General features: G+C 66.7%; 25 protein-coding genes. 9 read left to right on the top strand and 16 right to left on the bottom strand.

All coding sequences use genetic code 11. The features are described 5' to 3' along the window. The 3 genes from ACODTJ_RS05810 to flaF form a co-directional block, all read left to right on the top strand. On the top strand, positions 1-517 hold a 517-nt coding region (locus ACODTJ_RS05810), incomplete at its 5' end, for a flagellin (protein ID WP_488847840.1). 50 nt (positions 518-567) lie between these two features. Continuing rightward, positions 568-960 carry a flagellar biosynthesis repressor FlbT gene (gene flbT, locus ACODTJ_RS05805; RefSeq protein ID WP_454656312.1) on the top strand — a complete coding sequence of 131 codons (393 nt, stop codon included), beginning with the start codon at positions 568-570 and terminating at the stop codon, positions 958-960. Further along, entirely contained in the window at positions 944-1,315 is a 372-nt protein-coding gene (gene flaF, locus ACODTJ_RS05800; protein WP_454656311.1) for a flagellar biosynthesis regulator FlaF, read from the top strand. Before flbT ends, flaF begins: the two co-directional genes overlap by 17 nt. Before the next feature lie 92 nt (positions 1,316-1,407). On the opposite strand, the gene ACODTJ_RS05795 is transcribed toward flaF, so the two are convergent. From ACODTJ_RS05795 to ACODTJ_RS05765, 7 genes are all read right to left on the bottom strand, one after another. After that, on the bottom strand, positions 1,408-2,922 hold the full coding sequence (locus ACODTJ_RS05795) for a flagellin (RefSeq protein WP_454656310.1): 1,515 nt from the start codon (positions 2,920-2,922) through the stop codon (positions 1,408-1,410). A 7-nt stretch (positions 2,923-2,929) separates the two neighbouring features. Then, a complete protein-coding gene (gene flgK, locus ACODTJ_RS05790) occupies positions 2,930-4,789 on the bottom strand; it encodes a flagellar hook-associated protein FlgK (protein WP_454656309.1) in 1,860 nt (619 codons plus the stop codon). A 59-nt stretch (positions 4,790-4,848) separates the two neighbouring features. Continuing rightward, the gene (locus ACODTJ_RS05785; RefSeq protein WP_454656308.1) at positions 4,849-6,249 is read right to left on the bottom strand and encodes a flagellar hook protein FlgE; all 1,401 of its coding nucleotides are present in this window, start codon (positions 6,247-6,249) and stop codon (positions 4,849-4,851) included. A gap of 176 nt (positions 6,250-6,425) precedes the next feature. Next, on the bottom strand, positions 6,426-7,439 hold the full coding sequence (locus tag ACODTJ_RS05780; RefSeq protein ID WP_454656307.1) for a YcjF family protein: 1,014 nt from the start codon (positions 7,437-7,439) through the stop codon (positions 6,426-6,428). Positions 7,440-7,452: 13 nt separating this feature from the next. Next, complete coding sequence (locus ACODTJ_RS05775) at positions 7,453-8,898, bottom strand: YcjX family GTP-binding protein (RefSeq protein ID WP_454656306.1); 1,446 nt, start codon at positions 8,896-8,898, stop codon at positions 7,453-7,455. 55 nt (positions 8,899-8,953) lie between these two features. Then, positions 8,954-9,481 (bottom strand): SixA phosphatase family protein, encoded by a 528-nt coding sequence (locus ACODTJ_RS05770; protein ID WP_454656305.1) that lies wholly within the window; start codon positions 9,479-9,481, stop codon positions 8,954-8,956. 9 nt (positions 9,482-9,490) lie between these two features. Next, positions 9,491-10,189 carry a TetR/AcrR family transcriptional regulator gene (locus ACODTJ_RS05765; RefSeq protein WP_454656304.1) on the bottom strand — a complete coding sequence of 233 codons (699 nt, stop codon included), beginning with the start codon at positions 10,187-10,189 and terminating at the stop codon, positions 9,491-9,493. 103 nt (positions 10,190-10,292) lie between these two features. On the opposite strand from ACODTJ_RS05765, the gene ACODTJ_RS05760 reads away from it, so the two are divergent. Beyond that, positions 10,293-11,546, top strand: a complete 1,254-nt coding sequence (locus ACODTJ_RS05760; RefSeq protein ID WP_454656303.1) for an ABA4-like family protein — start codon at positions 10,293-10,295, stop codon at positions 11,544-11,546. A 44-nt stretch (positions 11,547-11,590) separates the two neighbouring features. Here the strand turns inward: ACODTJ_RS05760 and ACODTJ_RS05755 are convergent, their stop codons facing one another. Together ACODTJ_RS05755 and ACODTJ_RS05750 are read right to left on the bottom strand one after the other, a co-directional pair. Further along, positions 11,591-11,815, bottom strand: coding sequence for a helix-turn-helix domain-containing protein (locus ACODTJ_RS05755; RefSeq protein ID WP_454656302.1), 225 nt, complete (start codon positions 11,813-11,815; stop codon positions 11,591-11,593). Between the two features lie 9 nt (positions 11,816-11,824). Then, positions 11,825-12,397, bottom strand: a complete 573-nt coding sequence (locus tag ACODTJ_RS05750) for a DUF2975 domain-containing protein (protein WP_488847836.1) — start codon at positions 12,395-12,397, stop codon at positions 11,825-11,827. A 79-nt stretch (positions 12,398-12,476) separates the two neighbouring features. Here ACODTJ_RS05750 and ACODTJ_RS05745 point away from each other — a divergent pair, with 79 nt between their 5' ends. Then, a complete protein-coding gene (locus ACODTJ_RS05745; protein WP_454656300.1) occupies positions 12,477-13,103 on the top strand; it encodes a hypothetical protein in 627 nt (208 codons plus the stop codon). Here ACODTJ_RS05745 and ACODTJ_RS05740 read toward each other — a convergent pair. Further along, positions 13,078-13,923, bottom strand: coding sequence for an AAA family ATPase (locus tag ACODTJ_RS05740; protein ID WP_454656299.1), 846 nt, complete (start codon positions 13,921-13,923; stop codon positions 13,078-13,080). The two genes, ACODTJ_RS05745 and ACODTJ_RS05740, sit on opposite strands and share 26 nt — an antisense overlap. Before the next feature lie 218 nt (positions 13,924-14,141). On the opposite strand from ACODTJ_RS05740, the gene ACODTJ_RS05735 reads away from it, so the two are divergent. After that, positions 14,142-15,935, top strand: a complete 1,794-nt coding sequence (locus tag ACODTJ_RS05735) for a cation:proton antiporter domain-containing protein (RefSeq protein ID WP_454656298.1) — start codon at positions 14,142-14,144, stop codon at positions 15,933-15,935. On the opposite strand, the gene ACODTJ_RS05730 is transcribed toward ACODTJ_RS05735, so the two are convergent. Together ACODTJ_RS05730 and ACODTJ_RS05725 are read right to left on the bottom strand one after the other, a co-directional pair. Beyond that, entirely contained in the window at positions 15,871-16,983 is a 1,113-nt protein-coding gene (locus ACODTJ_RS05730) for a glycosyltransferase family 4 protein (protein WP_488847834.1), read from the bottom strand. The genes ACODTJ_RS05735 and ACODTJ_RS05730 overlap by 65 nt on opposite strands. After that, positions 16,983-17,813, bottom strand: a complete 831-nt coding sequence (locus tag ACODTJ_RS05725) for a UDP-2,3-diacylglucosamine diphosphatase (RefSeq protein ID WP_454656296.1) — start codon at positions 17,811-17,813, stop codon at positions 16,983-16,985. Before ACODTJ_RS05725 ends, ACODTJ_RS05730 begins: the two co-directional genes overlap by 1 nt. Before the next feature lie 128 nt (positions 17,814-17,941). On the opposite strand from ACODTJ_RS05725, the gene ACODTJ_RS05720 reads away from it, so the two are divergent. From ACODTJ_RS05720 to ACODTJ_RS05710, 3 genes are all read left to right on the top strand, one after another. Beyond that, on the top strand, positions 17,942-18,721 hold the full coding sequence (locus ACODTJ_RS05720) for an SDR family oxidoreductase (RefSeq protein WP_454656295.1): 780 nt from the start codon (positions 17,942-17,944) through the stop codon (positions 18,719-18,721). Positions 18,722-18,842: 121 nt separating this feature from the next. Beyond that, entirely contained in the window at positions 18,843-19,766 is a 924-nt protein-coding gene (locus ACODTJ_RS05715) for a DMT family transporter (RefSeq protein WP_454656294.1), read from the top strand. Positions 19,767-19,865: 99 nt separating this feature from the next. Beyond that, positions 19,866-20,486, top strand: coding sequence for a helix-turn-helix domain-containing protein (locus ACODTJ_RS05710; RefSeq protein WP_454656293.1), 621 nt, complete (start codon positions 19,866-19,868; stop codon positions 20,484-20,486). 17 nt (positions 20,487-20,503) lie between these two features. Here the strand turns inward: ACODTJ_RS05710 and ACODTJ_RS05705 are convergent, their stop codons facing one another. The 4 genes from ACODTJ_RS05705 to ACODTJ_RS05690 all read right to left on the bottom strand — a co-directional run bounded on the left by ACODTJ_RS05705 (position 20,504) and on the right by ACODTJ_RS05690 (position 25,120). Next, positions 20,504-21,085, bottom strand: a complete 582-nt coding sequence (locus ACODTJ_RS05705) for an HAD-IA family hydrolase (RefSeq protein ID WP_454656292.1) — start codon at positions 21,083-21,085, stop codon at positions 20,504-20,506. Positions 21,086-21,123: 38 nt separating this feature from the next. Then, positions 21,124-22,065, bottom strand: coding sequence for a c-type cytochrome (locus tag ACODTJ_RS05700; protein WP_454656291.1), 942 nt, complete (start codon positions 22,063-22,065; stop codon positions 21,124-21,126). A gap of 182 nt (positions 22,066-22,247) precedes the next feature. Continuing rightward, a complete protein-coding gene (locus ACODTJ_RS05695) occupies positions 22,248-22,679 on the bottom strand; it encodes a c-type cytochrome (protein WP_454656290.1) in 432 nt (143 codons plus the stop codon). A 131-nt stretch (positions 22,680-22,810) separates the two neighbouring features. Then, positions 22,811-25,120 (bottom strand): xanthine dehydrogenase family protein molybdopterin-binding subunit, encoded by a 2,310-nt coding sequence (locus tag ACODTJ_RS05690; protein ID WP_454656289.1) that lies wholly within the window; start codon positions 25,118-25,120, stop codon positions 22,811-22,813. Between the last annotated feature and the right edge of the window lie 58 nt (positions 25,121-25,178).

Below are 25,178 nucleotides of genomic sequence, written 5' to 3'. Positions count from 1 at the left end.
CATCCAGCAGTTCAACGACCTGCGCACGCAGATCGACGAACTCGCCAAGGATTCGAGCTTCAACGGTCTCAACCTGCTCGCCGGCGACCAGCTCTCCATCGCCTTCAACGAGAAGACCGGTGTGAACCGGACCAAGCTCGACATCCAGGGCACCAACCTGACGGCCGAGAATCTCGGCATCTCGCAGGCGGTCAACGCCCAGGGCATCACTGGCACGTTCAACTTCCAGAACGACCTCGACCTGGAAAAGGCCACGGAGTCGCTGACCGGCGCCATGACCTCGCTGAAGTCGCTGGCCTCGACCTTCGGCTCGCAGCTCTCGGTCGCGCAGACCCGCCAGGACTTCACGAAGGAGATGGCGAACACGCTGACCATCGGCGCGGACAATCTGGTCTTGGCCGACTCGAACGAGGAAGGCGCCAAGCTGCTCTCGCTCAACACGCGCCAGCAGCTCTCGCAGACCGCGCTCTCGCTGGCCTCCCAGGCCGATCAGAGCGTGCTGCGGCTGTTCGGCTGATCCGCGGGAGGGCGCCTGCCCTCCCCTCGAACCGGAAGGCGTAGACGGACATGGCTCTCAAGGTCGAGCTCAAACCGCGCGAGCGCATCATCATCGGTCAGGTGGTGATCCGCAACGACGAGCAGCGCACGCGCTTCTTCATCGAAGGCGAGGCGCCGATCCTGCGCGAGAAGGACATTCTCACCGCGGCATCCGCCGATACACCTGCAAAGAAAATCTACCTTGCTGTCCAGCTCATGTACCTGACGCAGGATCCTACGAACCAGCACGAGACCTTCTTCGAGCTCGTGCGCGACTTCCTCGCAGCCGCGCCAAGTTCTCTGCCGCATGTTCACGAGATCAATAACCGCATCTTAAGCGGGGATCTCTACAAGGCATTGAAGGCGGCCAAAAAGCTGATCGCCTACGAAGCGGAACTGATCGAGCATGCAAAACGGGTTTAACGCCTACGCCGCTGCGGCCAAGACTGCCCAATCCGTCGTTTCGCCTCGCGAGCTCGAGGCCTCCCTCCTGATCAAGGCCGCCACCCGGCTCCAGGCCGTCGCCGACGACTGGAACCTGCGCGAGCGCGAGCTGGACGAGGCGCTGACCTATAACCGCCGGCTGTGGACCCTGCTGGTCTCCGCCGTGATCGCCGAGGACAATCCCCTCCCGGTCGGCATCAAGACCAATATCCTCAGCCTCGCCAATTTCATCTTCAACCAGACCTTCAAGATCTCGGCCGACCCGAAACCGCAATCCCTGGGCATTCTGGTCAGCATCAATCGCGATATCGCGGCTGGCCTGCGCGGGCGCTAAGCCGCCCGCCGACGCCACAACACCAGACACACGAAAACGCCGCCCTTCCGGGCGGCGTTTTCGTGTGGGTTGAACGTCCCTTCCGGCGGCGTTCAGAGGAAATTGGTCAGGGACAGCTTCGAAAGCATAGAGGTGACCTGGTAGCTCGCCTGCAATTGCGTCTGCAGCGACAGGATCTGCGTCGCGACCTCCTCGGTCGTGACGGTCTCGATACCGGAGAGCGTCGTGTCCAGGTAGTTCTTGGTGCTCTGGTGGCGTTCCTTGGCGGCGGCGAGCGCCGTCTGGGCCGAGCCCAGCTCCGTGATGATCTCCGCCGGCTTCTGAGTCGCCCCGCCGAAGCCGAGCTGATCGCCAACCCGTGACGCCATCGCGTCGTAGCCCGCCTGCGAATTGGGGTCGCTGGCCGGGAAATTCATGATCGACATGACCGCGAACTGCGCTAGTCCGACGCGGAAGGCCTGCTCGTTGGCCCGCGCGCCCGTGCCGACGACCTGTCCCTGGTCGACCTGGACTGTCGCGGTACTGCGGGCGGGGTCGCTGCCGTCGTCGCCGCGATACCAGGTCACCGTCGTCGCGGCGGTGCCCGCATTGCTCGGCGGCGCGAGCGTCGTGGCGAAATTCGGGCCCGGTACCCGCTTCGGCGGGTTGTTCGGGCTGCCGGCGAAGAAGTCCGAGGCTGCCACCTGGGCGGATGCCGCGGGCAACGTCATCTTCGCCTCCCGATCGAGAGCAGCCTCGATCGATGCCTTCAACGCGTTGGCGGTATCGGCCGTCGTCGCCCCGATCTGGAAGGTCTCGGCCGCCGAACCGCTGGTTCCGGCGGCCCGGGCGGTGAGAACGATGTCTTCCTGCGTGCCATCGGGCAAGGTGAGCTTGAGGCTGACCTTGTCGCCCGGCTGGGGCTGCGCCGTCACGTCGGCCGCGACGTTCGAAGGCGCGCCATTGCCGTATGTCACGGCGATCGCCGCGCCGCTCGACGTGGCTCCGGCCAGCTTGAAACCATAGGCGGAGGCTTCGTCGGTGACCGTAACGCTCGTCGTGGTCGGCATGGTCGTCGTCAACCGCCCGAGGCCGGAACCGACATCGGCTTGCCTGCGCTCTTCGATCAGCTGCCTGAGCCCGACCTTGCCGGCCCCATCGCCGTTCATGATCTCGTCGAAGCTCGCGGTCGGCTGCGTGTCGGAAGTCTTGCCGGAAAACAGATAGCGGCCGTTGACCGCGGTATTCAGCAGATCGAGCGTCTGCTTGAACTTCTCCTCGGCCAGCACCTGCGGCGCGGTGCGGCCGCCGGCCGCCGGCACATAGCTGTTGGAGCGCATGTCGTTGCGCGACTCGGTGGCGAGCTTCGCGAAATTCTCGACGCTCTGCGAAGAGAGCTTCAGATTGACATTGCTCAGCTCGATGCCGCTCAGCCAGGAATCGATCTGCGAAATCTTGCCGTTCAGGTCGAGGCTGACGCGCCGGTCGATGCCGAGATCGCCATAGCTGGTGCTGCGCTGCTTGGTGGAGAGCTGGCGCTGGAGGTCGTCGAACTGCGCCCGCGTCGAAACGTATTCGTTGGGCTTGGCCGCGCGGTAGGCGCCGGTGCCGTAGCTGGTGATGGTCATCGTGGCCTCACACTCTCATCAGCACGTCCATCATCTCCTTCACCGTGGAGATGATGCGGGCATTGGCGGCATAGGCGGTCTGGAGCTCGATCAGCATCGACATTTCCTGATCGACATTGACCTGCGACGTTTCCTGGAAGCGACTCTGGATCGAGGCGAGCGCGACCTGCTGGCCCTCGTTGAGGCGCTTGGCGGCCTCGACCGCCTGTCCCTGCGAGGACACCACGCGCTGGACAAAATTGGTGAGCGTTCCGGAGAACTGCGCCGTCGACCCGTCCGGCGAGGAGGAGTTGTCGAAGCTGCGAACGCTGCTCGTCAGGCTGTTGAGCAATGCCTTGGGTCGCGTCGTATCGCCGGCCGCCGTGCCCGCCGGGCCGACCAGGAGCGACCGGTCCTTGATGACATCGGCGTTGACCGCGATACGCGCCGCCAGGCCGGTCTTGCGCGTGGCCTCGTCATAGGAGGCGACGAAAGGCTTGTTGTCCGCATCGACGAAGAGCGGCATCCCCGGCGTCGCGGCATCGGCTGTGAGCACGCTGGTCTTGGCACCAAGCCCGGCAACACGGCCGCCCGGCTCGGTGATCCGCAGCGTCGAGCCGGCGGGGTTGGCGACCGTGAAGCCGGTCGCGCCATTGGTATCGAGCGCGTTCTGGATCTGGGCGGCGACCGAAGCCGGACCGGCCGAGAAGTCGATCGCGATCACCGTTGTGTTCGGATCGGTGCTGGCCGGCAAGGTCGTTCCCGCCGGCGCGTTGACGAACGAGAAGTGTCTCGTCGGGCCGGGCGGCGTCGGGGTGTAATCGAAGGTCAGCGTGTTCAGGCGCTGCCTGGTGGGATCGAAGCCGAGATCCAGATCGAGACCGGTCGGCGCCGCCGGGGATGGCGGAAACGCCGTGCTGGAGAGCGAGTTCTCCGAGAGCGCCTTCGCCATCTGGGCGGCGATCTCGTCGAGCTGCGCCTGAGCCTGGACCAGCGTCTTGTCGCGCAGCTCGATATTGGCCGCGATCTCGCCGGAACGGAAGATTCGGTTGGCGATGGCGTCGGAGACGTTTCCGGACGCATCCCTGATCTTGATCGTGCCGACGCCCCGCTGCGTCGGGTCGATGTTCCACTGGTCCTCCGGCCCCAACCCGGGATGCTCGTCGAAGCTGAAGGTAACGGCGGCCTGCCCGTCGAAGAGCTGTGTCCCCGAGCTGGTGACGATGCTCACCGACCCGCGTGCGTCCTCCGTCGTCTTGATGTCGACATACTGCGACAGCTCGGACAGGATCAGGTCGCGCTGGTCTTTCAGGGCAGCGGTCGCGCTGTCGTTCGGGCTGCCCACGATGCGCGCGTTGACCTTGGAGAGCGCGCCGAGCAGGTCGTTGACCTTGGCGACACCGGTCGCGATGCCGTTCTCGGCCTGGCTGCGCAGCGCCTGCACACCGTTGGAGAGCGTGTTGAGCTGGCGCGCGAGCTGCGTCGCATTGTCGACCACCTGCGAGCGCAGGCTGTAGGATGACGGGTCGTTCTGGAGCGCCTGCAACGCGTTCGTGAACTTGTTGAAGACCGTGTCGAGCGCCGTGGCACTGCCGGGCGCGCCGTAGAGCTTGTCGAGGTTCGAGAGCGCGCTCGCGCGTGTCGAGGTATAGGCGGCACCCGACGCTTCCTGCCAGAGCTGGTGCTGGACGATCTTGTCGAGCAGCCGCTGGACCTGCGTGCTCTGCACACCGACCGTGCGGCCGGACAGGCTGTCGGCCGTCGAGACCGTCCGCCGGACATAGCCCGTCGTTCCCGCATTGGCGACGTTCTGCGAGACGATGCCGATGCCGACCTGCGTGGCATTGAGCCCGTTGATCGCCGTGTTGAGGGAAGTGCTGATGCCCATCGTCAACTCCTGTTGCGAGAGGCGGCCCTTCTGGGCCGCCGCTTAGGCAGATGCGCCGGTCAGCGGATGATGTTGAACACCGCGCTCAGCATCTCCTGGGCGGTGGTGATGACCTTGGTGTTGGCCGAATAGGCCTGCTGGGTGACGATCATCTTGGAGAATTCGTCGGCGATGTCGGTGTTCGACTGCTCGACGCTGCCGCCGACCATCTGCGAGGTGCCGAGACCGATGATCGGCGGGCCGGATTCGATCGTCTCCTCGAAGGCGCCGCCATCGAGCCGCTTCAGCGAGTTGTCGGCGTTGAAGCGGGCGACCGAGACCTGCGCGAGCGCCACGACCTGGCCGTTGCTGAAGGTGCCGATCACCTGGCCTTCGGCCGAGACCGAGACGCGGTCGAGCGTGCCGGCGGTGTAGCCATCCTGGCGGATGCTGCGCGCGTCGATCTGGCCGCTGACATCGCCGTTCTGGGTCACGCCATTGCCGCCGGTCGTCAGGTTGATGCCGGTGATGGTGGTGCCGTTGATCGTCATGGTCGGCAGGGTGATGTCCCCGGTCGCCGGGGTCACCATCTGGCCGGTCGTGCCGAAGGTGACCGGCTGGCTGGCCTGAACATAGGCGACCTGGCCGGCGCCCGTCGCGCTGGTGTCCTGGGCCACGAACAGGCCCCAGGTGCCCGTCGTCGGCGGCACCGCGGCCGGGTTGCCGTTGTCGATCTTGGCCCAGCGCATCTCGACGCTGGTGGCCTTGCCGAGCGTGTCATAGACGGTGACCGACCCGCCGGGGATCGAGGTCGCCAGGAAACTGCTGATATTGTTGCCCATGACGGCGGCGTTGCCAGCATAGGGGTTGGGCGCCGTGCCCGCCGCGGTGACCGAGGCGGCATTGAGGAATTCGGTGCCGCCCTGCGTCTTCTGGGTCGTCGCCGGCACGGCCGGGATATTGGCGCGGTACTCGATCGAGGTCGTCGCCTTGGCCGGGAACTGCTCCTTGGTGATGCGCAGCACGTCCGGCTGCGTGCCGATCAGCTGGCCGGTCACCTGGTCGATTTTCAGACCCTTGAGGTAGTAGCCGGCGCCGTTGACGAGATAGCCGTTCGCGTCGAAATCGAAATCGCCGCGCCGCGTGAAGAGATTGCTGTTCGAGAACTGCGTGTTGGCACCGACGCCGCTCTGGCGCTGGTCGACCACGAAGAAGCCATCGCCGTTGATCGCGATATTGGTGTCGATGCGGGTCGGGTTGAGATCGCCCTGGATCGAGTTCGTCGCCTGGCTGAAGGCCTGGACCGAGCCGGCGACCTGGCGCCGCAGCGCCGCATCCGGCACGAGATCGGCAAAGGCGGTGTCGACCCGCTTGTAGCCCGCCGTCCGGGAATTGGCGATGTTTCCGGAGATGTTCTCGAGCGCATAGGACTGCGCCGTCATTCCCGAAACCGCCGTCGTCAGCGCACTGAAAACACCCATGGAACCCTCACCTCGACCGGCAGCCCCCCAAGGGCAGCCCACAACTCGAGGCAAGGTTCTGCACGGCGCGTGCCATGCGAGGCTTCATGCGATTTCAAGGAGTTGGATCGTTTACGAAAGGTTTAGCGGCAGTCCGGGCCGGGCAAATTCGCCCTTGCCGGCAGATTCTGCCGGGTTCAGGCTTCTTCGTCCTTGCCGCCCCGCCACCCGCCGAGATCGCCCGCGACATCCGACAATGTCGGCGCGGCCGCTTCGACGAAAGGCAGGGGCCGACAGACCGCGAGCGCGGCGAGCCCGATCCTGGCGGTCAGCATTCCGTTGATCACGCCCTCGCCGAGCTTGGCCGAGAGCCGGGCGGCGAGCCCCTGCCCGAGCACCTGCTGGATCACGGCATCGCCCGCTGCCATGCCCCCGGTCAGGACGAGGTGGTTCATCACCTGCCGCGCCAGCCTGAGCAGGCCGAGCGTGCCGGGCCGCCCGGCATAGATGCCGGCGATCGAGCGCAGGAGCCGCGCGCAGGCGACCAGTACGAAAATGACATCGACCAGCGCCCGCGGGCTCACCGCCGTGACCAGCGAGACGCGCCGCGCCGCCTGCGCGATCTGGGCGGTCGCCAGCGCATCGAGCGGCGCCAGCAGGCTGCGCTCCGCCACCGTCAGCATGTCGCGCGCCGCGAAGAGCTGCGGCAGCGCCTCCTGCAGCGCGGCGCGGCCCTGCGCGGTCTGCGCCCGCCCCTTGTAGAGCGTGACGAGTTCGCCGGCGATCGCGCGGCCCTCGTCGGGCGTGCCGCCAACCAGCGCCGCGACGGCACGCTCGCGCAGCGCCTCGACCTTGCGCTCGCGCAGGATGTCACGCAGCACCCGCGCCAGCATGACCAGCAGCGCCAGCGTCGCGATCGCCGCGCAGGCCAGCGCGGCATAGCCCAGCGCCGGGTTCTGGCTCATCAGCGCGCGGATGGTGTTCTCGACCCAGACGCCGGCCGCCAGCGCCAGGAAGCCAGACAGCCCCGCCACGAACAGCGAACCCCAGGAGAAGCGCCGTTTGGGCTTCACCGGCACGACGGGAACCATGGCATCGATCGGTTCGCTCTCGGGCAGGATCGCGAGATCGCCCTGCCGGATCGGGACCTCGCCGGCCGGTTCACCCGGCTTCGGGTTGTCGAGACGGATCGCGCGCGGTGCCTTGCTCATCGCGAAACCCCGTTCATGCCAGCTTGTCGCCGATCAGGAATTCCAGCGCACGGTCGAGGCGGATCTGCGGCGGCGGCTTCAGGCGCCCGCCCGCATCCGGCCCGACCAGCGGCGGCCGGAAGCGCGGCGCCCTGACCTGCCAATGCGCCTTGGGATCGAAGATCGCCTCGGGCCGCTCGGGCAATTCGCCCGGGAAGATAGCCGCTTCCGCAATGCCGTCGAAGACCTGCCCGTCGATCGTCTCGCCCGCCTCCGGCACACCTGCGATGGCCGGCAATTCCTCGCGGCCTTCCTTGATCCTCACTTCATGCGTCGCCCGGACCGCGGCCAGCGCCATCGCCTCGACCTGCGCGCCCGCCCCTTGCGCCCGCGACAGCGCCCGCCCGACCAGATGCGACATCACCGCCGCCAGCCGGTCATGGCTCGAATGGTGGATATGGTCGGCCTTGGTCGCGGCGAAGAGCACGCGCTCGATCCGCGGCGCGAACAGGCTCGTGAGCCAGGAATTGCGCCCGACCGAGAAGGCCGCGAGCGCCTGCCCCAGCGCGGTTTCGAGATCGGCCAGGGCCGGCGCCCCGGCATCGAGAGCCGCCAGCACGTCGACCAGTACGATCTGCCGGTCGAGCCTTGCGAAGTGATCGCGGAAGAATGGCGCGACCACGACGCGCTTATAGGCCTCGAAGCGCTCCGCCATCAGCGCCGCCAACGTGCCCGGCCGCACTTGCCCGTCATGGCCGAGATCGAGCGGGGCGAAGGTGAGAGCCGGCGAGCCCTCGAGATCGCCGGGCATCAGGAAGCGCCCGGGCGGTGTCACCGCGACCGCTTCGGGGTCAGCGCGCAACCGGGCGAGATAGCCTTTGAACAGGTCGCTCGCCGCCTCCGCCATGAGCTCGTCCGGCGCGCCGTCCGGGTCCCGCCCCGGAAGGTCCGCCAGCCACTCGGCGGCGGCCTTGCGCCGATGCGCCTTGCGGGCATCGGCGATGGCCTGCGCCGACCAGTCCTTGTAGTCCTGCCCGATCAGGGCGAGATCAAGCAGCCATTCGCCGGGATAGTCGACGATGTCGAGCGTCAGCGTCGCCGGCCCCTTGAACCAGCCGGCCGCCCGCTCGTAGTCGATCTCGACCCTGAGCTCGGAAATGCGACGCGTCGATTCCGGCCAGCGCCGCCCCTCGCCGTTCATCGCGGCGCGATGCGCCTCGTAGGGAAAGCGCGGCACGTCCGGGTCGGGCTGCGGCACCAGTCGCACGCGGGCGATCCGGCCCTCGGAGGCAGCTTTCAGTACCGGCAGCTTCGCGCCTTCGATCAGGTTCTGGATCAAGGCGGTGGTGAAGACCGTCTTGCCCGAGCGCGACAGCCCGGTGACGCCGATCCGCAGGCGCGGCCGCGCAAGCCCGAGCAGGCTGTCGCCGAAGGCGAGAGCCGCGTTGCGGGCACTGTCGAGATAGGAGGTGTCGCTCATAAAGCGGAAGCGCGCAGGACGTGCCCAGGCCTCGGTCGACGTGCCGAAGGCTCTCTCATTCGTCCGGGCCTTCGCCGAGCGAGCCCGGGGTGACGAAGCGGTCGAGCCGTCCCTCCCGCGCTGCGACCGCGTACCAGTGCTCGGTGGCGAAATCGATCACGGCCAGCCCGCAGGTCGGATATTTCTGGCTCATTCGTGCCGACGCATAGCGGTCACCATGCCCGGTGAGCAGATGCGCCAGTTCCTCGAAGCCGGGGTTGTGACCGATCAACAGGAGCGTGCGGACATCGCCCTCGACCTCCTGCACGACATCGAGAAGGCGCTCGGTCTTGGCTTCGTAGATCCGCGGCTCGAACTGGACGGGCGGCCGTTCCGGTAGCATCGGCGCCACCATCTCCCAGGTCTCGACCGTGCGCTTCGCAGGCGAAACCAGCACGAGATCGGGCAGCAGCAATTCGTCGGCGAGATAGCGCCCCATCACGGGAGCGGCTTCACGCCCCCGTGCCGCGAGCGGTCGGTCGCGGTCGGCCACACCGGTGGGCCAGTGGGACTTGGCGTGGCGCAGTAGCATGAGGCGTCGCATGGAGAGAACCTAATCGCGGGCGTCGGCTTTTGCGAGCCCCTGCGTCACGTGAAGCACCGAGGCCAGCAACGCAAACAGCCGGGCCGCATGCTTGTCGACGAACGCCTCACGATCGCTCCCCTCGTTGAGGAAATCCAGCGCCCCGTCGATCAGCAGGGTCGAGAAACCGTGGACAGCCGACCAGGCCAGCAACACCTCCGGCAGATCGGGAGCGAGCACATTCGCCGGCGGCTTCTGGTCCATGGCAGGCAATGGCGGCCGGCCAGCGGCCGATCGGACCTCTCGCAGCAGGATGCCGAAGGCGCGGCCCGAGGCCATCTGGCAGCCGACATCCTCCCGATCGATGCCACGCTGTCCGAAGACCACGCGGAAGCGGCCGGGATTGGCCAGCGCCGTCTCGACATAGGCGCACGCGATCGCGGCGAGCCTACTGCGCCCCTGCTCCTGCGCCGTCGCGACGGCCGCTTCCATCGCCGTCCCCAGATCGATGAAGCCCAGCGTCGCGATCGCGGTGAGCAGCCCGGTCAGGTTGCCGAAATGGTGTGCCGGTGCCGCGGGCGAGACCCCTGCCCGACGGGCGCATTCGCGCAGAGTGAAGCCGCCGAGCCCGCGCTCCGCCAGCACCTCCTCGGCCGCGGCGATCATCGCCTCCCGCAAGGAGCCGTGGTGATAGTGCCCGCGCACGGCCGGCGCCGGAGCATCGGCCATCGCGGCCTCCTCAATCTTAACAGCGTCAAAATTATCTTGACGGCGTCAAGATAGCGCGCCAGAACCAACTCGCAACTGAACACTGTCAAGATTTGAGGATATCATGCCGCCTTTGACGTCGGACGCTGCGTTTTCGATGGCCGGCCAGCTCGCGATCGCGGGCTGGCTTCTCCTGATCTGTCTGCCGCACTGGCGCCTCGGCCGAGCCATCGCCGGCCTCGTCATCCCCACGCTTCTCTCGCTCGGCTATTTCGTCCTGATCGCCGTGTTCTGGCATGACGCGGCCGGCGGCTTCTCCTCGCTCGACGCTGTCGCATCGCTCTTCGCCTCACGGCCACTGCTGCTGGCAGGCTGGGTCCATTTTCTCGCCTTCGACCTGCTAATCGGCGCATGGCTGCTTGGCCAGTCCCAGCGCGAAGGCCTACCGCATTGGGCGATGATCCCGGTTCTCGCTCTCACTTTCCTGTTCGGCCCGGCCGGCTACCTGCTCTATCGCCTGATCGCCATCAGCCGCACCATCGCGTCGGAGGACCGTATCCCGCGCTTCCTGGCGCGGCTGCCGGGACCGTTCCGGGCACTGGAATGGGAGCCGCGGCTGACGGCGGCCGGAATCGCAATGCTTCTGCTCGTGATCCCGACGCTGCTCGCCCATGCCGTCGATCCGCGCTTGTTCAACGGCGACAATGTCTGGCTCAAGCCGCTGAAGTTCGAGATCTCGATCGCGGTCTATCTCCTGTCCTTCGCGGTGCTGCTGCCGTTGACTAGCGAGGCCTTCCAGCGCTCTCGGCTCGGCCGCTTCACGGTCTGGCCGGTGATCGGGCTGCTCTTCTTCGAGCTCGTCTACATCGCCTGGCGCGCCTCACGCGGCGAAGCCTCGCATTACAACCAGGACGGCGTGGCGGCGATCATCCTCTATGCCGCGATGGGCGTCGCCGCCGTGCTCTTCACAGCCGCGAGCGGCGTGCTGGCCTATGGCCTCGCCCGCCGCGATGCTGCGCCGATGCCCCCGGCGCTGCGCCGCTCGCTCGTCCTCGGCCTCGCCCTGACCTGCGGCCTCGGCCTCCTCTCCGGTGCCATCATCAGTTCGGCCAGCGGGCACACGGTCGGCACGCCGATGCCGGGCGCAGCAGTCATCCCCTTCTTCGGCTGGTCATTGACCGCGGGCGACCTGCGCCTAGCCCATTTCCTGGCACTCCATGCGATGCAGATCGTTCCGGCCTTCGCGCTGCTCGCCTCGCTGCTCGGGCGCACCATAGCGCTGCGCAGCGTCGATGCCTTCGCACTCGTCTATGCCTGCGTGACCGCGACAGCGCTGATCGCCGCGCTGAAGGCCCGCCCACTGCTTGGCCTCGGCTGACGCAAACCATCCTGGCGCATTGCAGCCGGCCGAACTGTCGGCAATCAGTCCCCTTCGGCTTCAGGCCCCGGCTCGTAGCGCAGCAGATCGCCCGGCTGGCACTGAAGCACGTCGCAGATGCGCGACAGCGTGTCGAAGCGCATGCCGCGCACCTTTCCCGACTTCAGCTGCGAGACCTGCTGTTCGGTCAGGTCGATCCGCTGGGCGAGTTCCTTCGAACGCATCTTGCGGCGCGCGAGCATGACATCGAGTTCGACGACGACGGGCATGATGCCGGCTTACACGAAACTCTGATTCTCGTCCGCCAGCCGGATCGCCTCCCGCAACACATGGCCGAAGGCGATGAGCGCGGCGGCGGCGGCCAGCGCGGCAAAGATCCCGGGATCGAGCGTGATCGCAAGATGCCGCTGTCCCGGGGGATTGTCGAAGGTCAGAGCGATGCTCTGCAAGGTGCGGACGATCGGCGTCGTCGCACCGAAGCAGGCCAGAAGCCAGCCGACGCGCAGCAGCCCGGCGGCGTTCTCCTCGACCAGGACCCTGCCCTCGCCGAACGCCCGGAACAGGCGCCCCAGTTGCAGCATCGCCAGAATGAAAAGTCCGGCCGGGATCCAGGCGAGGCCGAACGCCATCCAATAGCCCCGGACCGAAGGGGCCAGCACGGCGTCTCCGAGCCCTATCGCACTGCGAGCGTAATGAGCGAGCGCCTGAGCGTCGGTCCACAACCAGACCAGCCCGAAGAACATGAGCGATCCCGCCGCATAGCAGAAGGCGCGCGCGTATCGGCTGACGTTGCGCAGCCGCGCAGCGGCCTCCTCCGAAAACGTGGCCGGAGGCTGAAACGACATCGGCATGATTATTCCCTCGGTTGACAAAATTAAACTAAGAGATGAATTTATAAATGTCAAAGGCAATCACATCTGAAGAGCCGCCATGCGTATCGCCTCACCTGTCTGCCTCCTCCTCGCCAGCCTGCTCGCCGGCTGCGGGCATGTTCCGCTGACCTCGCTGCCGAAACTGGCGAAGATCGACATCAAGACCACTGACCTCTCGCAGTTGCGGGCCGGAATCAGCCTTCCGGCCGATATCCGTCCGCTGCCTGGCGGCGTCACAATGACGATCGCAGCCCTGCCGAAGGATGGCGGCCGTCATGAGCGCAAGGTGGTACTGGAGGAGGTGCGCGACGCGACGGAACTCGCCTCGTTGCCGGTGCTGATCGCCCCGGGGCGGCACTTCACGCTGTTCAAACTGAGCTCGGCGGACGTGGCGCGGCTGGGAGCCTTCCGCGAGGAAATGTTTGCCGGGCCGCAGCAGAGCGGCAATCGCGGCAGCCTCTCGCTCGGCGCGGACAAGGCCTGCCGGCTCGGCGAACTCTCCGCCAAGCCGGTCACCATGACCGGCTATCTCAAGACTTCGGAGACACAGGACTATGTCCTGCTCATGCGCGACTTCGACCTGACCGAGGCGGTGCGCGCGATCGACCCCAAGGTCGATCTCGCCACAGCGATCCCGGCTTGCGAGCCGGGCATCGGCCTCACCGGCTCTCGCGCCGCGCCATGAAGGCGAGCTTCTCGAACAGCGAAACGTCCTGCTCGTTCTTCAGCAGCGCCCCGTGCAGCGGCGGAATCAGCTTGCGCGGGTCGCGCTCGCGCAGCACTTCCGGCCCGATATCCTCGGCGACGAGCAGCTTCAGCCAGTCGAGCAGTTCCGAGGTCGAGGGCTTTTTCTTGATGCCGGGCACCTCGCGCACCTCGAAGAACAGGCGCAGCGCCTCCTCCATCAGGCGCTTCTTGATGCCGGGGAAATGCACCTCGACGATCGCCTGCATCGTCTCGGCATCGGGGAAGCGGATATAGTGGAAAAAGCAGCGGCGCAGGAACGCGTCCGGCAGCTCCTTCTCGTTGTTGGAGGTGATGATCATCACCGGCCGCTGCGCCGCCTTGATCGTCTCAGCCGTCTCGTAGACATGGAATTCCATGCGGTCGAGCTCGAGCAGCAGGTCGTTGGGGAACTCGATATCGGCCTTGTCGATCTCGTCGATCAGCAGCACCGGGCGGACGGGCGCGGCGAAAGCCTCCCAGAGCTTGCCGCGCTTGATGTAGTTTCCGATCTCGGAGACGCGGGGATCGCCGAGCTGGCTGTCGCGCAGGCGGCTCACCGCATCGTATTCGTAGAGGCCCTGCTGCGCCTTGGTCGTCGACTTGATGTGCCAGGTGATCAGCGGCGCGCCGAGCGCCGCGGCGATCTCCTCGGCCAGAACCGTCTTGCCGGTGCCGGGCTCGCCCTTCACCAGCAGTGGGCGCTCCAGCCGGATCGCGGCATTGACGGCGACGGTGAGATCTTCGGTCGCGACGTAGTTTTCGGTGCCGGCAAAGCGCATGGGTGGTCCTTTTGAGATAGCGGCGGGACGCTAACCCATCCTTTGCGGGCGCGGAAACGGCTTTTTTCGCCAGCGGCACCTAAGCACCCCTGCCTAAAGGCTCGCGCCGCAAGGCGAATTTCTTTCCGCGACAGCGATTCCAAGGTTGTGCTGCGCCGCCGCAAACCGCAAGAATTGCCGGCGCATCCCGCAATCCCTCGAATCGCAAGGTCAGCCCTTTGGCCGGAACAGTCGACCCTTCCGTCTACAAGGACGCCGTCGTCGTGCTCGCGACGGCCGGCGTGGTCGTGCCGCTGGCAAAGAGCCTGAAGGTCAACTCGATCATCGCCTTCATCGCCTGTGGCGCCCTGCTCGGCCCGTTCGGCCTCGGTGGCCTGGTCTCGACGGTTCCGCTGCTGAGCACGATCACTGTCTCTAATGCCGAGGCACTCGCCGGCCCGGCCGAGCTCGGCGTCGCCTTCCTGCTCTTCGTCATCGGGCTGGAACTCTCCTTCGAGCGCCTGATGACGATGAAGCGCCTCGTCTTCGGGCTCGGCCTCGGCCAGGTCGGGCTCTGCGCCGCCGTGATCGGGCTTGCCGCCTATGCGCTCGGCCAACCGGCGGCGGCGGCCCTCATCATCGGTTTCGGCCTTGCGTTGTCCTCGACCGCGATGGTCGTCGAACTGCTGGCGGCGAAGAAGCGGATGACGACCTCGGCCGGCCGCTCCAGCTTCGCGATCCTGCTCTGCCAGGACCTCGCCGTCATCCCGTTGCTGTTCCTGATCAACGTGCTCGATGCCCAGAACGGCTCGGGCTCGCTGCTCGCCGGTCTCGCGCAGGCCTTCATCCAGGCCTTTGCGGCAATCGCGACGATCGTCGTCATCGGCCGATTGGCGCTACGCCCGCTCTTCCGTCTGGTCGCCTCGACCGATTCGACCGAGAGCTTCATGGCGGCGACGCTGCTGGTCGCACTCGGCACCGGCCTCATTGCCGCAGCCGCTGGTCTGTCGATGGGGTTGGGGGCCTTCATCGCCGGGCTGCTGCTGGCCGAGACCGAATTCCGCCGCGCGATCGAGGTCACGATCGACCCGTTCAAGTCGCTGCTGATCGGCGTCTTCTTCCTCACCGTCGGCATGGGCGTGAACCCGGCCGATATCGCGGCTCATCCCTTCGCGATCCTTGGCGGCGCCATCGGCCTCGTCCTGGTCAAGGGCACCATCATCTTCGTGCTCGCGCGCCGCTTCCGGCTCGCCACGGCGACGGCGCTCGAAACGGCGATACTGGTCGCACCGGGCGGCGAGTTCGCCTTCGTGCTGCTCAATGCCGCGACCGGCGCCGAGTTGATCGACCCCGGCGCGACCAGCATCGTGCTGGCCGCTGTCTCGCTCACCATGGTCGCACTGCCGCTGCTGGCCCGCATCGCCCGCAATCTCGCGCAGAAGCTGGCCGCACCCGTCATATTGCCCGACGAAGCCGCCATCTTGCCACCGGACGATCACACGCCCCGCGCTATCGTGGTCGGCGGCGGCCGCGTCGGACGCCTCGTCGGCTCGATGCTGGACGAGCACGGCAAGTCCCATATTGTCATCGACGCGGATGCCTCGCTGATCACCGCGCAGCGGCGTGCCGGGCGCCCCGCCTATTACGGCGACGCGACCAAGCCCGAATTCCTGCGCCTCTGCGGCCTGGAGGAAGCGACCGCCCTGATCGTGACGATCGACAATCCTCGCGCCGTCGACGCCATCGTCCTCGCCGCGCGCTCGCTGAAGCCCGACATCGTGATCGTCGCCCGCGCCCGCGACGCCACCCATGCCCGCCATCTCTACGAGATCGGCGTGAACGACGCGGTGCCGGAGACGATCGAGGCCAGCCTGCAATTGTCGGAAGCGGCTCTGGTCGGGCTCGGCGTGCCGATGGGCCTCGTCATCGCCTCCGTGCATGAGCGGCGCGACGGCTTCCGCGCCCAGCTCAAGCCGTCAGGTGCCGCGGCTGCCCGCGCCCTTCCCCGCCACGCCCGCTCGCGAAGGCTGTGAGCGCCGTAGTGGTCGCGGCCTCCGGCTCGCGCGGCAGATAGCCGGCCTCGCGCGCCACGCGCCGGATATGGCCATAGAACTGCGCGGCGCTTGCGGCCCAGCTATGGCGCGCGGCCAGATCCAGGCAGGCTTCGCGCGGCACCCTGAGCGCCTTCATCGCAGCACTGCGCAGATCCTCGTCCAGCACCGCCGCGCCGCTGCCGGCAAAGACATCGCGCGGCCCCTGCACCGGAAAGGCGGCGACCGGCAGCCCGCTCGCCGCCGCCTCCAGCAGAACGATGCCGAACGTGTCGGTCAGGCTCGGAAAGACGAAGACGTCGGAGGAGGCATAGATACCCGCCAGCTCCTCGCCCTCCTTCAGGCCGAGGAAGCACGCTTCGGGAAAAGCGCGTTCGAGATCGCCCCGCGCCGGCCCGTCGCCGACCACCACCTTGCTGCCCGGCAGCTTGAGCGACAGGAAGGCCTCGACATTCTTCTCGACCGCGACACGCCCGACATAGAGGAAGATCGGCCGCGGCAGGTCGAGCAGGCTCTGCGGGCGCGGGTGGAACAGGCCGACATCGACGCCGCGCCCCCAGCGCACCAGCTTCTCGAAGCCGTGCTGGCGCAGTTCCTCCTCCACCGTCGCGGTCGAGACCATCACGGCGGCGGCAGGTCCGTGGAAACGGCGCAGCAGCCGGTAGCTCCAGCTCTCGGGTATCGGCCAGCGCGCCGCGATATATTGCGGGAAGCGCTTGTGATAGCTCGTCGTGAACGGCCGTTTCTGGGCGAGGCAGACGGCCCGCGTCAGCCAGCCGATCGGCCCCTCGGTCGCGATATGGATATGATCCGGCGCGAAATCGGCGATGCGCGCAGCCAGCGCCCGGCGCGTCGCCAGGGCGAGGCGGATATCGGGGTAGCTCGGCAGGCCGACCTGATGGAAGCCCTCCGGCGTCAGCGCCTGTGCCGTGATCCCAAATCCCGGAGCCGCCGCGATCATCTGCTCCAGCGAGCGCACGACGCCGTTGACCTGCGGGCGCCAGGCGTCGGTCGCGACGAGCACACGCATCACGCGGCCTCGATCAGGTCCCGGACCGAAGCCGGTCGCGCCGACACCGCAACCGGCACGGCCGGCGTCGTCTTCGCCCGGCCCTGCGGCCAGCGGATCAGCTCGAACCGGCCGTCCTCGTGCTCGACGAAGGCGGTACAGCTTTCGACCCAGTCGCCGGTATTGATATAGGTCAGCCCCTCGATCTCGCGATGCGCGGCATGGTGGATATGGCCGCAGATCACGCCATCGGCCTTGTGGCGGCGCGCCTCGGCGGCGAGGCAGGTCTCGAACTCGCCGATATAGTTCACCGCGTTCTTGACCTTGGCCTTGGCCCAGGCCGAGAGCGACCAGTGCGGCAGCCTGAGCACGCGGCGCACCCGGTTGATCGCCATGTTGAGTGCGAGTGCGACCGTGTAGGCCCAGTCGCCGAGCAGCGCGAGCCATTTGGCATTGCGCACGACGAGGTCGAACAGGTCGCCATGGATGACGAGCATGCGCTTGCCGTCGGCGGTCTCGTGGACGATCTCGTCGACCAGCGTGATGCCGCCGAACTGCAGGCCGGTAAAGTCGCGCAGGAAATCGTCGTGGTTTCCGGTGACGTAGATCAGCTTCGAGCCCTTGCGCACCTTGCGCAGAAGCTTCTGGATCACGTCGTTATGCGCCTGCGGGAAGTACCAGCCGCTCTTCAGGCGCCAGCCGTCGATGATGTCGCCGACGAGATAGATCTGCGGCGCATCATAGGCGCGCAGGAACTCCAGCACGAGATCGGCCTGCGCCCCGCGGGTGCCCAGATGCAGATCCGAGATGAAGATGCTGCGGACCCGCTTGCTGTTGTCCTCGTCGCTCATGCCGGAAAGCCCCTGCTGCTGCGATGCGAGGGCCGTGTGTCTGATTTGCGTTGCGCTTTGATGACGGCGCGGCCAATCCGTGTTCAGGGTAGAGACCTCGAATACCTCCCTGCTGATCGGAGACCATCATGGATCTTGGAATTGCCGGCCGCACGGCCATCGTCTGCGCCTCCAGCAAGGGACTGGGCCGCGGCTGCGCCGAAGCGCTGGCGCAGGCCGGCTGCACCGTCGTCATCAACGGCCGCGACGCCAAGACGCTGGAAGCGACCGCCGCCGCGATCCGGGCAGCGACCGGCGCGACCGTCATCGCTGTCGTCGCCGACGTCTCGACCAAGGCCGGTCAGGACGCGCTGCTGGCGGCTGCGCCGAACCCCGACATCCTCGTCAACAACAATGGCGGCCCGCCGCCCAAGCCCTTCCGCCAGGTCACGCGGGAAGGCCTGCTCGAAGGCGTCGTCCAGAACATGGCGACCCCGCTGGAGCTGGTGCAGCGCGTCATCGACGGCATGGTCGAGCGCGGCTTCGGCCGGATCGTCAACATCACCTCGGCCAGCGTCGTGACCCCGCTGACCGGGCTCGACGTCTCCTCTGCCGCCCGCGCCGGCCTCACCGCCTTCCTCTCCGGCGTCGCCCGCGAGGTCGCGCATGCCAACGTCACCATCAACAACATCCTGCCCGGCGTCTTCGACACCGATCGGATCAAGACCGCGACCACCAAGGCCGCCGAGATGCAGGGCATCAGCATGGACGAGGCCGTGAAGCGCCGGCTCGCCGCGGTGCCTGCCGGTCGCCTGGGCCGGCCCGACGAGTTCGGCAAGCTCTGCGCCTTCGTCGCCAGCGCCCATGCTGGTTACATCACCGGCCAGAACTTCCTGATCGACGGCGGTTCTTTCCGCGGCACGTTCTGACGCCGCTCCCACGCCATTGGCCTAGCCGGGTTGCAGAGTTCACGCTTCGCTTCCCGGCCCGGACATGGTCTAAGCAGGGACGGTTTCGCTCAAAACCGTTCCCCTGTTTCGGCCGCGCGCTTTGTCTCCTCTTCTCGGCATCACCCTCAAGCTGGTCTCGGCGCTGGCCTTCACGCTGATGTCGGCTGGCATCAAGTCGATCTCGACGCGCTATCCGACCGGCGAGATCGTCTTCGTCCGCTCCTTCTTCGCGATGATCCCGCTGCTCATCTGGCTCGCCTGGCGCTCCGAGCTGCCTCACGCCCTGAAGACCAGCAATCTGCGCGGCCATCTCAAGCGCGGCATCATGGGCTCGACCGGCATGTTCTGCGGCTTCGCGGCCTTGCAGTTCCTGCCGCTCTCGGAGGCTGTCACGATCGGCTATGCCGCGCCGCTCGCCGTAGTGGTTCTGGCCGCGCTCGTCCTCAAGGAAAAGGTGCGCATCTATCGCTGGAGCGCGGTGACGATCGGCTTCGTCGGCGTGCTCATCATGCTCTCGCCGCATCTGGGCGCAGGCGCCCATCCGGTTGGCGGCAACGCCGCGCTCGGCGCCATGCTGGGGTTGGCAGGCGCCTTCTGCTCGGCCTTCGCCTCGGTCGAGGTGCGGCTCCTAACCGCGACCGAGCGCACCGGCGCCATCGTCTTCTATTTCATGCTGCTGACCAGCCTGCTCGGGCTCTCGACCATCCTGCTCGGCTGGAACATGCCCAATCTCCAGGATGCGGCAATGATGGTGCTCATCGGCATCCTCGGCGGGCTCGGCCAGATCCTGATCGTGCAGGCCTATCGCTATGGAGACGCCTCGCTGATCGCCCCCTTCGAATACTCGACCATGCTCTGGGCCGTCGCCATAGGCTGGTTCTGGTTCGGCGAATGGCCGACTCTGGCGATCCTGATCGGTGCCACCATCGTCATCGTGTCGGGCATCTACGTGATCCTGCGCGAGCGCCAGCTCGGCCTCGCCCGCCGCGAGCAGCGCGAGGTCGGCCCCAGCCGCATGACCTGAGGATGAGCGAACCGCCGGCCCCGCGTCCGGCACAGTTCGCTTGTTCAAACGATCGTCCGCCGTTACAAACGACGTCACAGTCGAAAAGGGGCCGGACGGATGGGAATCGAGACCAAGGAGCGCGGCGGGCGGGAGCTTGAATCCGGGGCTCAGGTCATCTCCGGCCAGCTCGGCAAGACCATCCAGCGCCTGCGCAAGGCCTATAATTTCTCGCTCTCGGACCTCGCAGAGCAATCCGGCGTCGCCAAGTCGATCATCAGCCAGATCGAGCGCAACGAGACCAATCCGACGCTGGCGACGATCTGGCGGCTGTCGCAGGCGCTCGACATCTCGATCGAGCGCGTGCTCTCCAGCGCCGAGGAAGAGCCCTTCATCGACAAGACCACCCGCGCCGACACCCCGATCCTCGTCTCCGAGGACGGCAAGCTGCGCCTCGCCATCGTCGGCTGGATCAAGACCGTCGAATGGCTGCAATGGTACGAGGTCAGCGCCGAGCCGGGCGGCGAGCTCGATTCCGAGGGCCACCAGCGCGGCTCGATCGAATCGCTCTCGGTGACCTCAGGCGAATTCGAGGTCGAGGTCGGCGACATCGTCCAGCGCGCCAAAGCGGGCGAGACGCTGCGTTATCGCTGCGACCGCCGCCATGTCGTCCGCTGCGTCGGCAACGAGCCGGGAACCGCGCTGATGGTCTGCATCCTCAAGGCGGCGGTGATGGAATAGGCGGCAGCACCGTCTGCTCAACCCTCAGCCATCAATACAGCCAGCGGCCTGGTGCCGTCCCAAACTGCCGCACTCCACCCCTCCGCGCGCGCCGCATCGACATTCGCCTGCTTGTCGTCGATGAAAAAGATCTCGCGCGGCGCAAATCCGGATCGTGCCGCGGCCGCGCGGAAGAACTGCGCTGCGGGCTTGGCCCAGCCGATTTCGGCCGCATAATGCATGTTGTCGAAATGCTGCTTGAGCCCGAGCTCGTTCCAGATGTGGTAGGCGCGCTCATGCTCCTGCACCGTGGCGAGATGCAGCTTCACGCCACGGGCCCGGATCGGCGCGAGCTGCGCCAGCAGGCCCAGGTCTAGATGCGCGTCGTTCTCGAACCAGTACGCGATCAGCCTGTCGACGCCGAGGCCCGGCGCGATCTCAGCCAGAACCGGTTCGAGCCGTTCGCGCAGGCTGGCCCGTCCCAGGATGATGTCCGGCCAGTGCGGCGCGAAGAACGCCGACTGCAACAGCGCCGGCGGCAGGCCGAGATCGCGTTCGAGATGCGCCGACCATCCCTGCGGATCTGGGTGCACGATCACGACGCCATCGACGTCGACCATCAGGGCTTTGAATCGCATCCGACCCGCGGCCCGGTGCTTCAGGGCGCCTTCGCCTGGGGTCGCGCCAGCCCTTCGATCGCCGGCAGCGACTTCAGGTATTCCGCCATCGCCATGCGGTCGGCTTCGGGCAGTTGCGCGGTGTTGCGCACCACCGCGGCCATCGAGCCACCGACGCTGTCGAAGCTCGGCGTGAAACCGGTCTTCAAGAGCTCGGCGATCTCGTCCTTCGACCACTTGGCCAGCCCCTTCTCGGACTGGGTGATGTTCGGCACCCAGCCCTTACCCTCCGGGTCCGGCCCGCCGGCGAAGCGGGTCGCCGCGATGACGGCGCCGAGCGCGTTGCGGTTGGAATGGCATTCCGCGCAATGGCCGGGGCCGTTGACCAGATAGGAGCCGCGATTCCAGGCCTCGCTCTTGCCCGGATCGGGGCGGAAGGACGCACCTTCGAAGAACAGGAGCTTCCAGCCGCCGACGACCCGGCGGATGTTGAAGGGGAAGCGCAGATCATGCGCAGCCGCCTTGCCCTCGACCGGCGGCAGCGTGCGGATATAGGCGAAAAGGTCAGCCAGCGCCTTCGGCGGCATCAGGCGATAGGAGGTGTAAGGGAAGGACGGATAGAGATGCTGCCCGGAGGGCGAGACGCCGGCCGCCATCGCATCGACGAAATCCTGCACGCCCCAATTGCCGATGCCGTCGCGCGTATGCGGCGAGATGTTCGGCGCATGGAAGGTGCCGAAGGGCGATTCCAGCGCGAGCCCGCCACCGAGCCGGAGCTTGTCGTCCTGCCCGGGCGTCGCATGGCAGGAGGCACAACCGCCGGTCGAGAACAACACCTTGCCGTTCTCGATATCCGCTGCCGGCAACGCGCCAACTTCCGGCGAGGGCGAAACCACGCGCGGATCGGTCAGGACATAGAAGCCCGCGAAACCCACCACCGCCAGAAGGACGAGAGTCACGAAAAGGCGGCGCAACAACAGCATCGAGGTCTCCCGTCAGTACATCGGACAGATTGGACGGGCCGGCGCATCATCGGCAACCCTGAAAACGCAGCAATTCCAAACTGGCCCATTTCCAACGCCGCTGATCGGCCAAGGCTCCCTCCGCCACGAAAAAGCGGGCCGCCATCGCTGGCGCCCGCTTCCCTGATCAACCGCGAAGCCGATCACTTCTTGATGCGATAGACCTCGTGGCAGGTGCCGCAATTCTTCGTTGCCCCGCCGAAGGCGGAGCGGAAACCGTCGAGATTCGCGACGGTCGCACCGGCGGCGGCATCGGTCTCGAACTTGGCGAAGGCAGCCTTGAACCCGGCCTGATCCTCCCAGATCTTCGAGGCGGCCGTGGTCTCGCCGCCGGTCTTGGAGGAATCCGGGAACAGGGTCGGCACCTTCTTGGCCGCATCGGCATAGGTCTTGAAGATCGCCTGCGCCTTGGCCGCATCGAAGGCGGCCTCGCCCTTGGCCATGGCAGCACCATCGCGCGTCGCCGCGCCGACCGCCTTCATCGCATCCTTGCGTTCCGCGATCGGGTTCGACTGCGCCATCACGGCAGTGAGGCCGAGCCCAAGGCTGGCGAGAACGAGAGCAGTGCGGATCATTCAGTTTCCCTCAAAGACAAGTCCGCGCCATCAGGCGCTGTTTTGAACTTGTCTAGATCAGACGATGATCGCGCGACAGCCAAGTCGCTTTTGCGTGAATGAGCTTGCGGAACCGCAAGCTCATTCTTGCGTCAAAGCCGATACCCGGCCTCCTTCAGCGCCGTGAAGACCTTGAGCGGCGTCGCCGGCATGTCCATCGCCTTGATGCCGGCGGCCCGGTCGAGCGCATCGACCACCGCGTTCATCACCGCCGGGCAGGCGCCGATCGCGCCCGCCTCGCCCGCGCCCTTCACCCCGATGGCGTTGGTCAGGCAGCGGACATTGCGTGTCTCGAAATGGAAGTTCGGGATGTCGACGGCGCGCGGTAGCGCATAATCCATGAAGGTCGCAGTCAGCATCTGTCCGTCCGGGTCGAAGCGGATCTCTTCCATCAGCGCCTGGCCGATGCCCTGGGCCGAGCCGCCATGGACCTGGCCCTGCAGCATCAGCGGGTTCAGCGTCACGCCGAAATCGTCGACCACGACATAGTTGAGGATTTCCGTGCCGCCGGTGCCGGGGTCGATCTCCAGCTCGCAGACATGGGTCCCGTTCGGGTAGGTCGCCTCCGGCGGCTGCCAGCTCTGGTGGACCTTGAGCATGGCGGGCGTCGCGCCCGGCAGGGCCGCGATCGCGGCGAGGTCGAGCGCCTTGTCGGTGCCGACGATGCGCACCGCGCCATCGGCGATCTCGAGATCGCCCACCGCCGCCTCGAGCTTCTCCGAGGCGAGCTGCTTGAGGTTGTCGGTCAAGATACCCGTCGCCTTGTCGAGTGCCGCGCCACCCACGGGGATCGAGCGCGAGCCGCCCGTACCCGAGCCGGTCTCGACCCGGTCGGTATCGCCCTGCACGACGCGGATGCGATCCATCGGGATATCGAGATGCTGCGAGACGAGCTGCGAATAGGCCGTCTCGTGCCCCTGCCCGTTCGATTGCGTGCCGATCAGCACGGTCACCGTGCCGTCCTTCTCCAGGATCACGGTCGAGCTTTCCGGCCCGCCGCCGCCGCAGGCTTCGATATAGCTGGCGAGGCCGATCCCGCGGATCTTGCCAGCCTTGGCCGAGGCCTTCTGGCGGGCCTTGAAGCCCTTCCAGTCGGCGACCTCCATGGCATGGCGCATATGGCCTTCGAACTCGCCGGAATCGTAGACCGGCCCGGTCTGCGTCTTGTGCGGCATCTCCGACGGCTTGACGAAGTTCTGCGCGCGCACCGCGTCGGGCGTCTTGCCGGTCTCGCGCGCGATGGCGTCGACCAGCCGCTCGATCAGATAGGCCGCCTCGGGACGGCCGGCTCCGCGATAGGCATCGACCGGGGTGGTGTGGGTCAGCACACCCCTGAAGACAACATGCACGGCCGGGATATTGTAGCAGCCCGGCGTCATCGTCGTGCCGACCCAGGGGATGAAGGGCCCGTATTGCGAGAGATAGGCGCCCATCTCGGCCGAGAGATCGACCTTGAGGCCGATGAACTTGCCCTTGGCATCGAGCGCCATCGTCGCCGTCGCGAGATTGGCGCGGCCATGGGTGTCGGCGAGGAAATGCTCGTTGCGATCGGCGACCCAGCGCACCGGCCGCTTCAGCTTCTCGGCCGCGATCATCGCCAGCGGATATTCGCGATAGAGGAAGATCTTGGTGCCGAAGCCGCCACCGACATCCGGCGTCACCACGCGGATGCGCTTGGGATCGACCTTGAGCACATAGGTCGCGATCAGGTCACGCATGCCATGGCTGCCCTGGCTGCCCAGCGTCAGGGTCCAGCGCTTGTCGGCCTTGTCATATTCGGCGATGCAGGCCCGCGTCTCCATGTAGTTCGAGGCGAGCCGGTTGTTGACGACCGTGAGCGAAACGGTCCGCGCCGCCTTGGCGAAGGCCTTCTCGGTCCTCACGCGATCGCCCTGCTCCGCCTCGAAGGCGACATTGCCCTTGCGATCGGGCCAGACCTGCGGCGCGTCGCCCTCCAGTGCTTCGGCGATACCGGTAACGGCCGGCAGCGGATCCCAGTCGATGGCGATGGCTTCCGCGGCGTCGCGCGCCTGCGCCAGCGTCTCCGCGACGATGAAGGCGACGGCCTCGCCGACATGGCGGACCGTGTCGGTCGGCAGCACCGGAACCGGCAGCGATTTCGACATTTCGCCGGAAGTCGTCTTCACATGCCCCTTGCAAGGCAGATCGCCGTACTGGGAGACGTCGGCGCCGGTCAGGATGAGCTTGACGCCCTTCATCTTCCGGGCAGTCTCGACATCCGCGACGGCAAAGCGGGCATGGGCGTAAGGGGAGCGCAGCACGAAGGCGTGCAGGGCGCCGTCAGCGGCAATGTCGTCCGTATAACGGCCGGTGCCGGTGGTCAGACGCTGATCCTCGACCCGCCGCACCGGCTGGCCGAAACCGAATTTCATGGGACGCATGAGGCATATCCTCAGTTAGGTCTAATGAAAGACTGGAACAGAAATGTCGTGACGTCAG

The organism is Allobosea sp. FG18 (assembly GCF_057809495.1).
The sequence above is the reverse complement of the archived record's forward strand: the minus strand, read 5'-3'. Positions and strand labels throughout refer to the sequence as shown.

Coding starts and splice junctions, on each gene's coding strand:
- flbT (WP_454656312.1), top strand. CDS start 568: ATGGCTCTCAAGGTCGAGCTCAAACCGCGCGAGCGCATCATCATCGGT.
- ACODTJ_RS05755 (WP_454656302.1), bottom strand. CDS start 11,815: ATGCCCGTCGTCGTCGAACTCGATGTCATGCTCGCGCGCCGCAAGATG.
- ACODTJ_RS05765 (WP_454656304.1), bottom strand. CDS start 10,189: ATGGCCGATGCTCCGGCGCCGGCCGTGCGCGGGCACTATCACCACGGC.
- flaF (WP_454656311.1), top strand. CDS start 944: ATGCAAAACGGGTTTAACGCCTACGCCGCTGCGGCCAAGACTGCCCAA.
- flgK (WP_454656309.1), bottom strand. CDS start 4,789: ATGGGCATCAGCACTTCCCTCAACACGGCGATCAACGGGCTCAATGCC.
- ACODTJ_RS05710 (WP_454656293.1), top strand. CDS start 19,866: ATGGGAATCGAGACCAAGGAGCGCGGCGGGCGGGAGCTTGAATCCGGG.
- ACODTJ_RS05770 (WP_454656305.1), bottom strand. CDS start 9,481: ATGCGACGCCTCATGCTACTGCGCCACGCCAAGTCCCACTGGCCCACC.
- ACODTJ_RS05740 (WP_454656299.1), bottom strand. CDS start 13,923: ATGCGCTTTGCCGGCACCGAAAACTACGTCGCGACCGAAGATCTCACC.
- ACODTJ_RS05785 (WP_454656308.1), bottom strand. CDS start 6,249: ATGGGTGTTTTCAGTGCGCTGACGACGGCGGTTTCGGGAATGACGGCG.
- ACODTJ_RS05690 (WP_454656289.1), bottom strand. CDS start 25,120: ATGCGTCCCATGAAATTCGGTTTCGGCCAGCCGGTGCGGCGGGTCGAG.
- ACODTJ_RS05775 (WP_454656306.1), bottom strand. CDS start 8,898: ATGAGCGACACCTCCTATCTCGACAGTGCCCGCAACGCGGCTCTCGCC.
- ACODTJ_RS05730 (WP_488847834.1), bottom strand. CDS start 16,983: ATGCGTGTGCTCGTCGCGACCGACGCCTGGCGCCCGCAGGTCAACGGC.
- ACODTJ_RS05750 (WP_488847836.1), bottom strand. CDS start 12,397: ATGCCGATGTCGTTTCAGCCTCCGGCCACGTTTTCGGAGGAGGCCGCT.
- ACODTJ_RS05760 (WP_454656303.1), top strand. CDS start 10,293: ATGCCGCCTTTGACGTCGGACGCTGCGTTTTCGATGGCCGGCCAGCTC.
- ACODTJ_RS05705 (WP_454656292.1), bottom strand. CDS start 21,085: ATGGTCGACGTCGATGGCGTCGTGATCGTGCACCCAGATCCGCAGGGA.
- ACODTJ_RS05745 (WP_454656300.1), top strand. CDS start 12,477: ATGCGTATCGCCTCACCTGTCTGCCTCCTCCTCGCCAGCCTGCTCGCC.
- ACODTJ_RS05695 (WP_454656290.1), bottom strand. CDS start 22,679: ATGATCCGCACTGCTCTCGTTCTCGCCAGCCTTGGGCTCGGCCTCACT.
- ACODTJ_RS05720 (WP_454656295.1), top strand. CDS start 17,942: ATGGATCTTGGAATTGCCGGCCGCACGGCCATCGTCTGCGCCTCCAGC.
- ACODTJ_RS05795 (WP_454656310.1), bottom strand. CDS start 2,922: ATGACCATCACCAGCTACGGCACCGGCGCCTACCGCGCGGCCAAGCCC.
- ACODTJ_RS05700 (WP_454656291.1), bottom strand. CDS start 22,065: ATGCTGTTGTTGCGCCGCCTTTTCGTGACTCTCGTCCTTCTGGCGGTG.
- ACODTJ_RS05725 (WP_454656296.1), bottom strand. CDS start 17,813: ATGAGCGACGAGGACAACAGCAAGCGGGTCCGCAGCATCTTCATCTCG.
- ACODTJ_RS05780 (WP_454656307.1), bottom strand. CDS start 7,439: ATGAGCAAGGCACCGCGCGCGATCCGTCTCGACAACCCGAAGCCGGGT.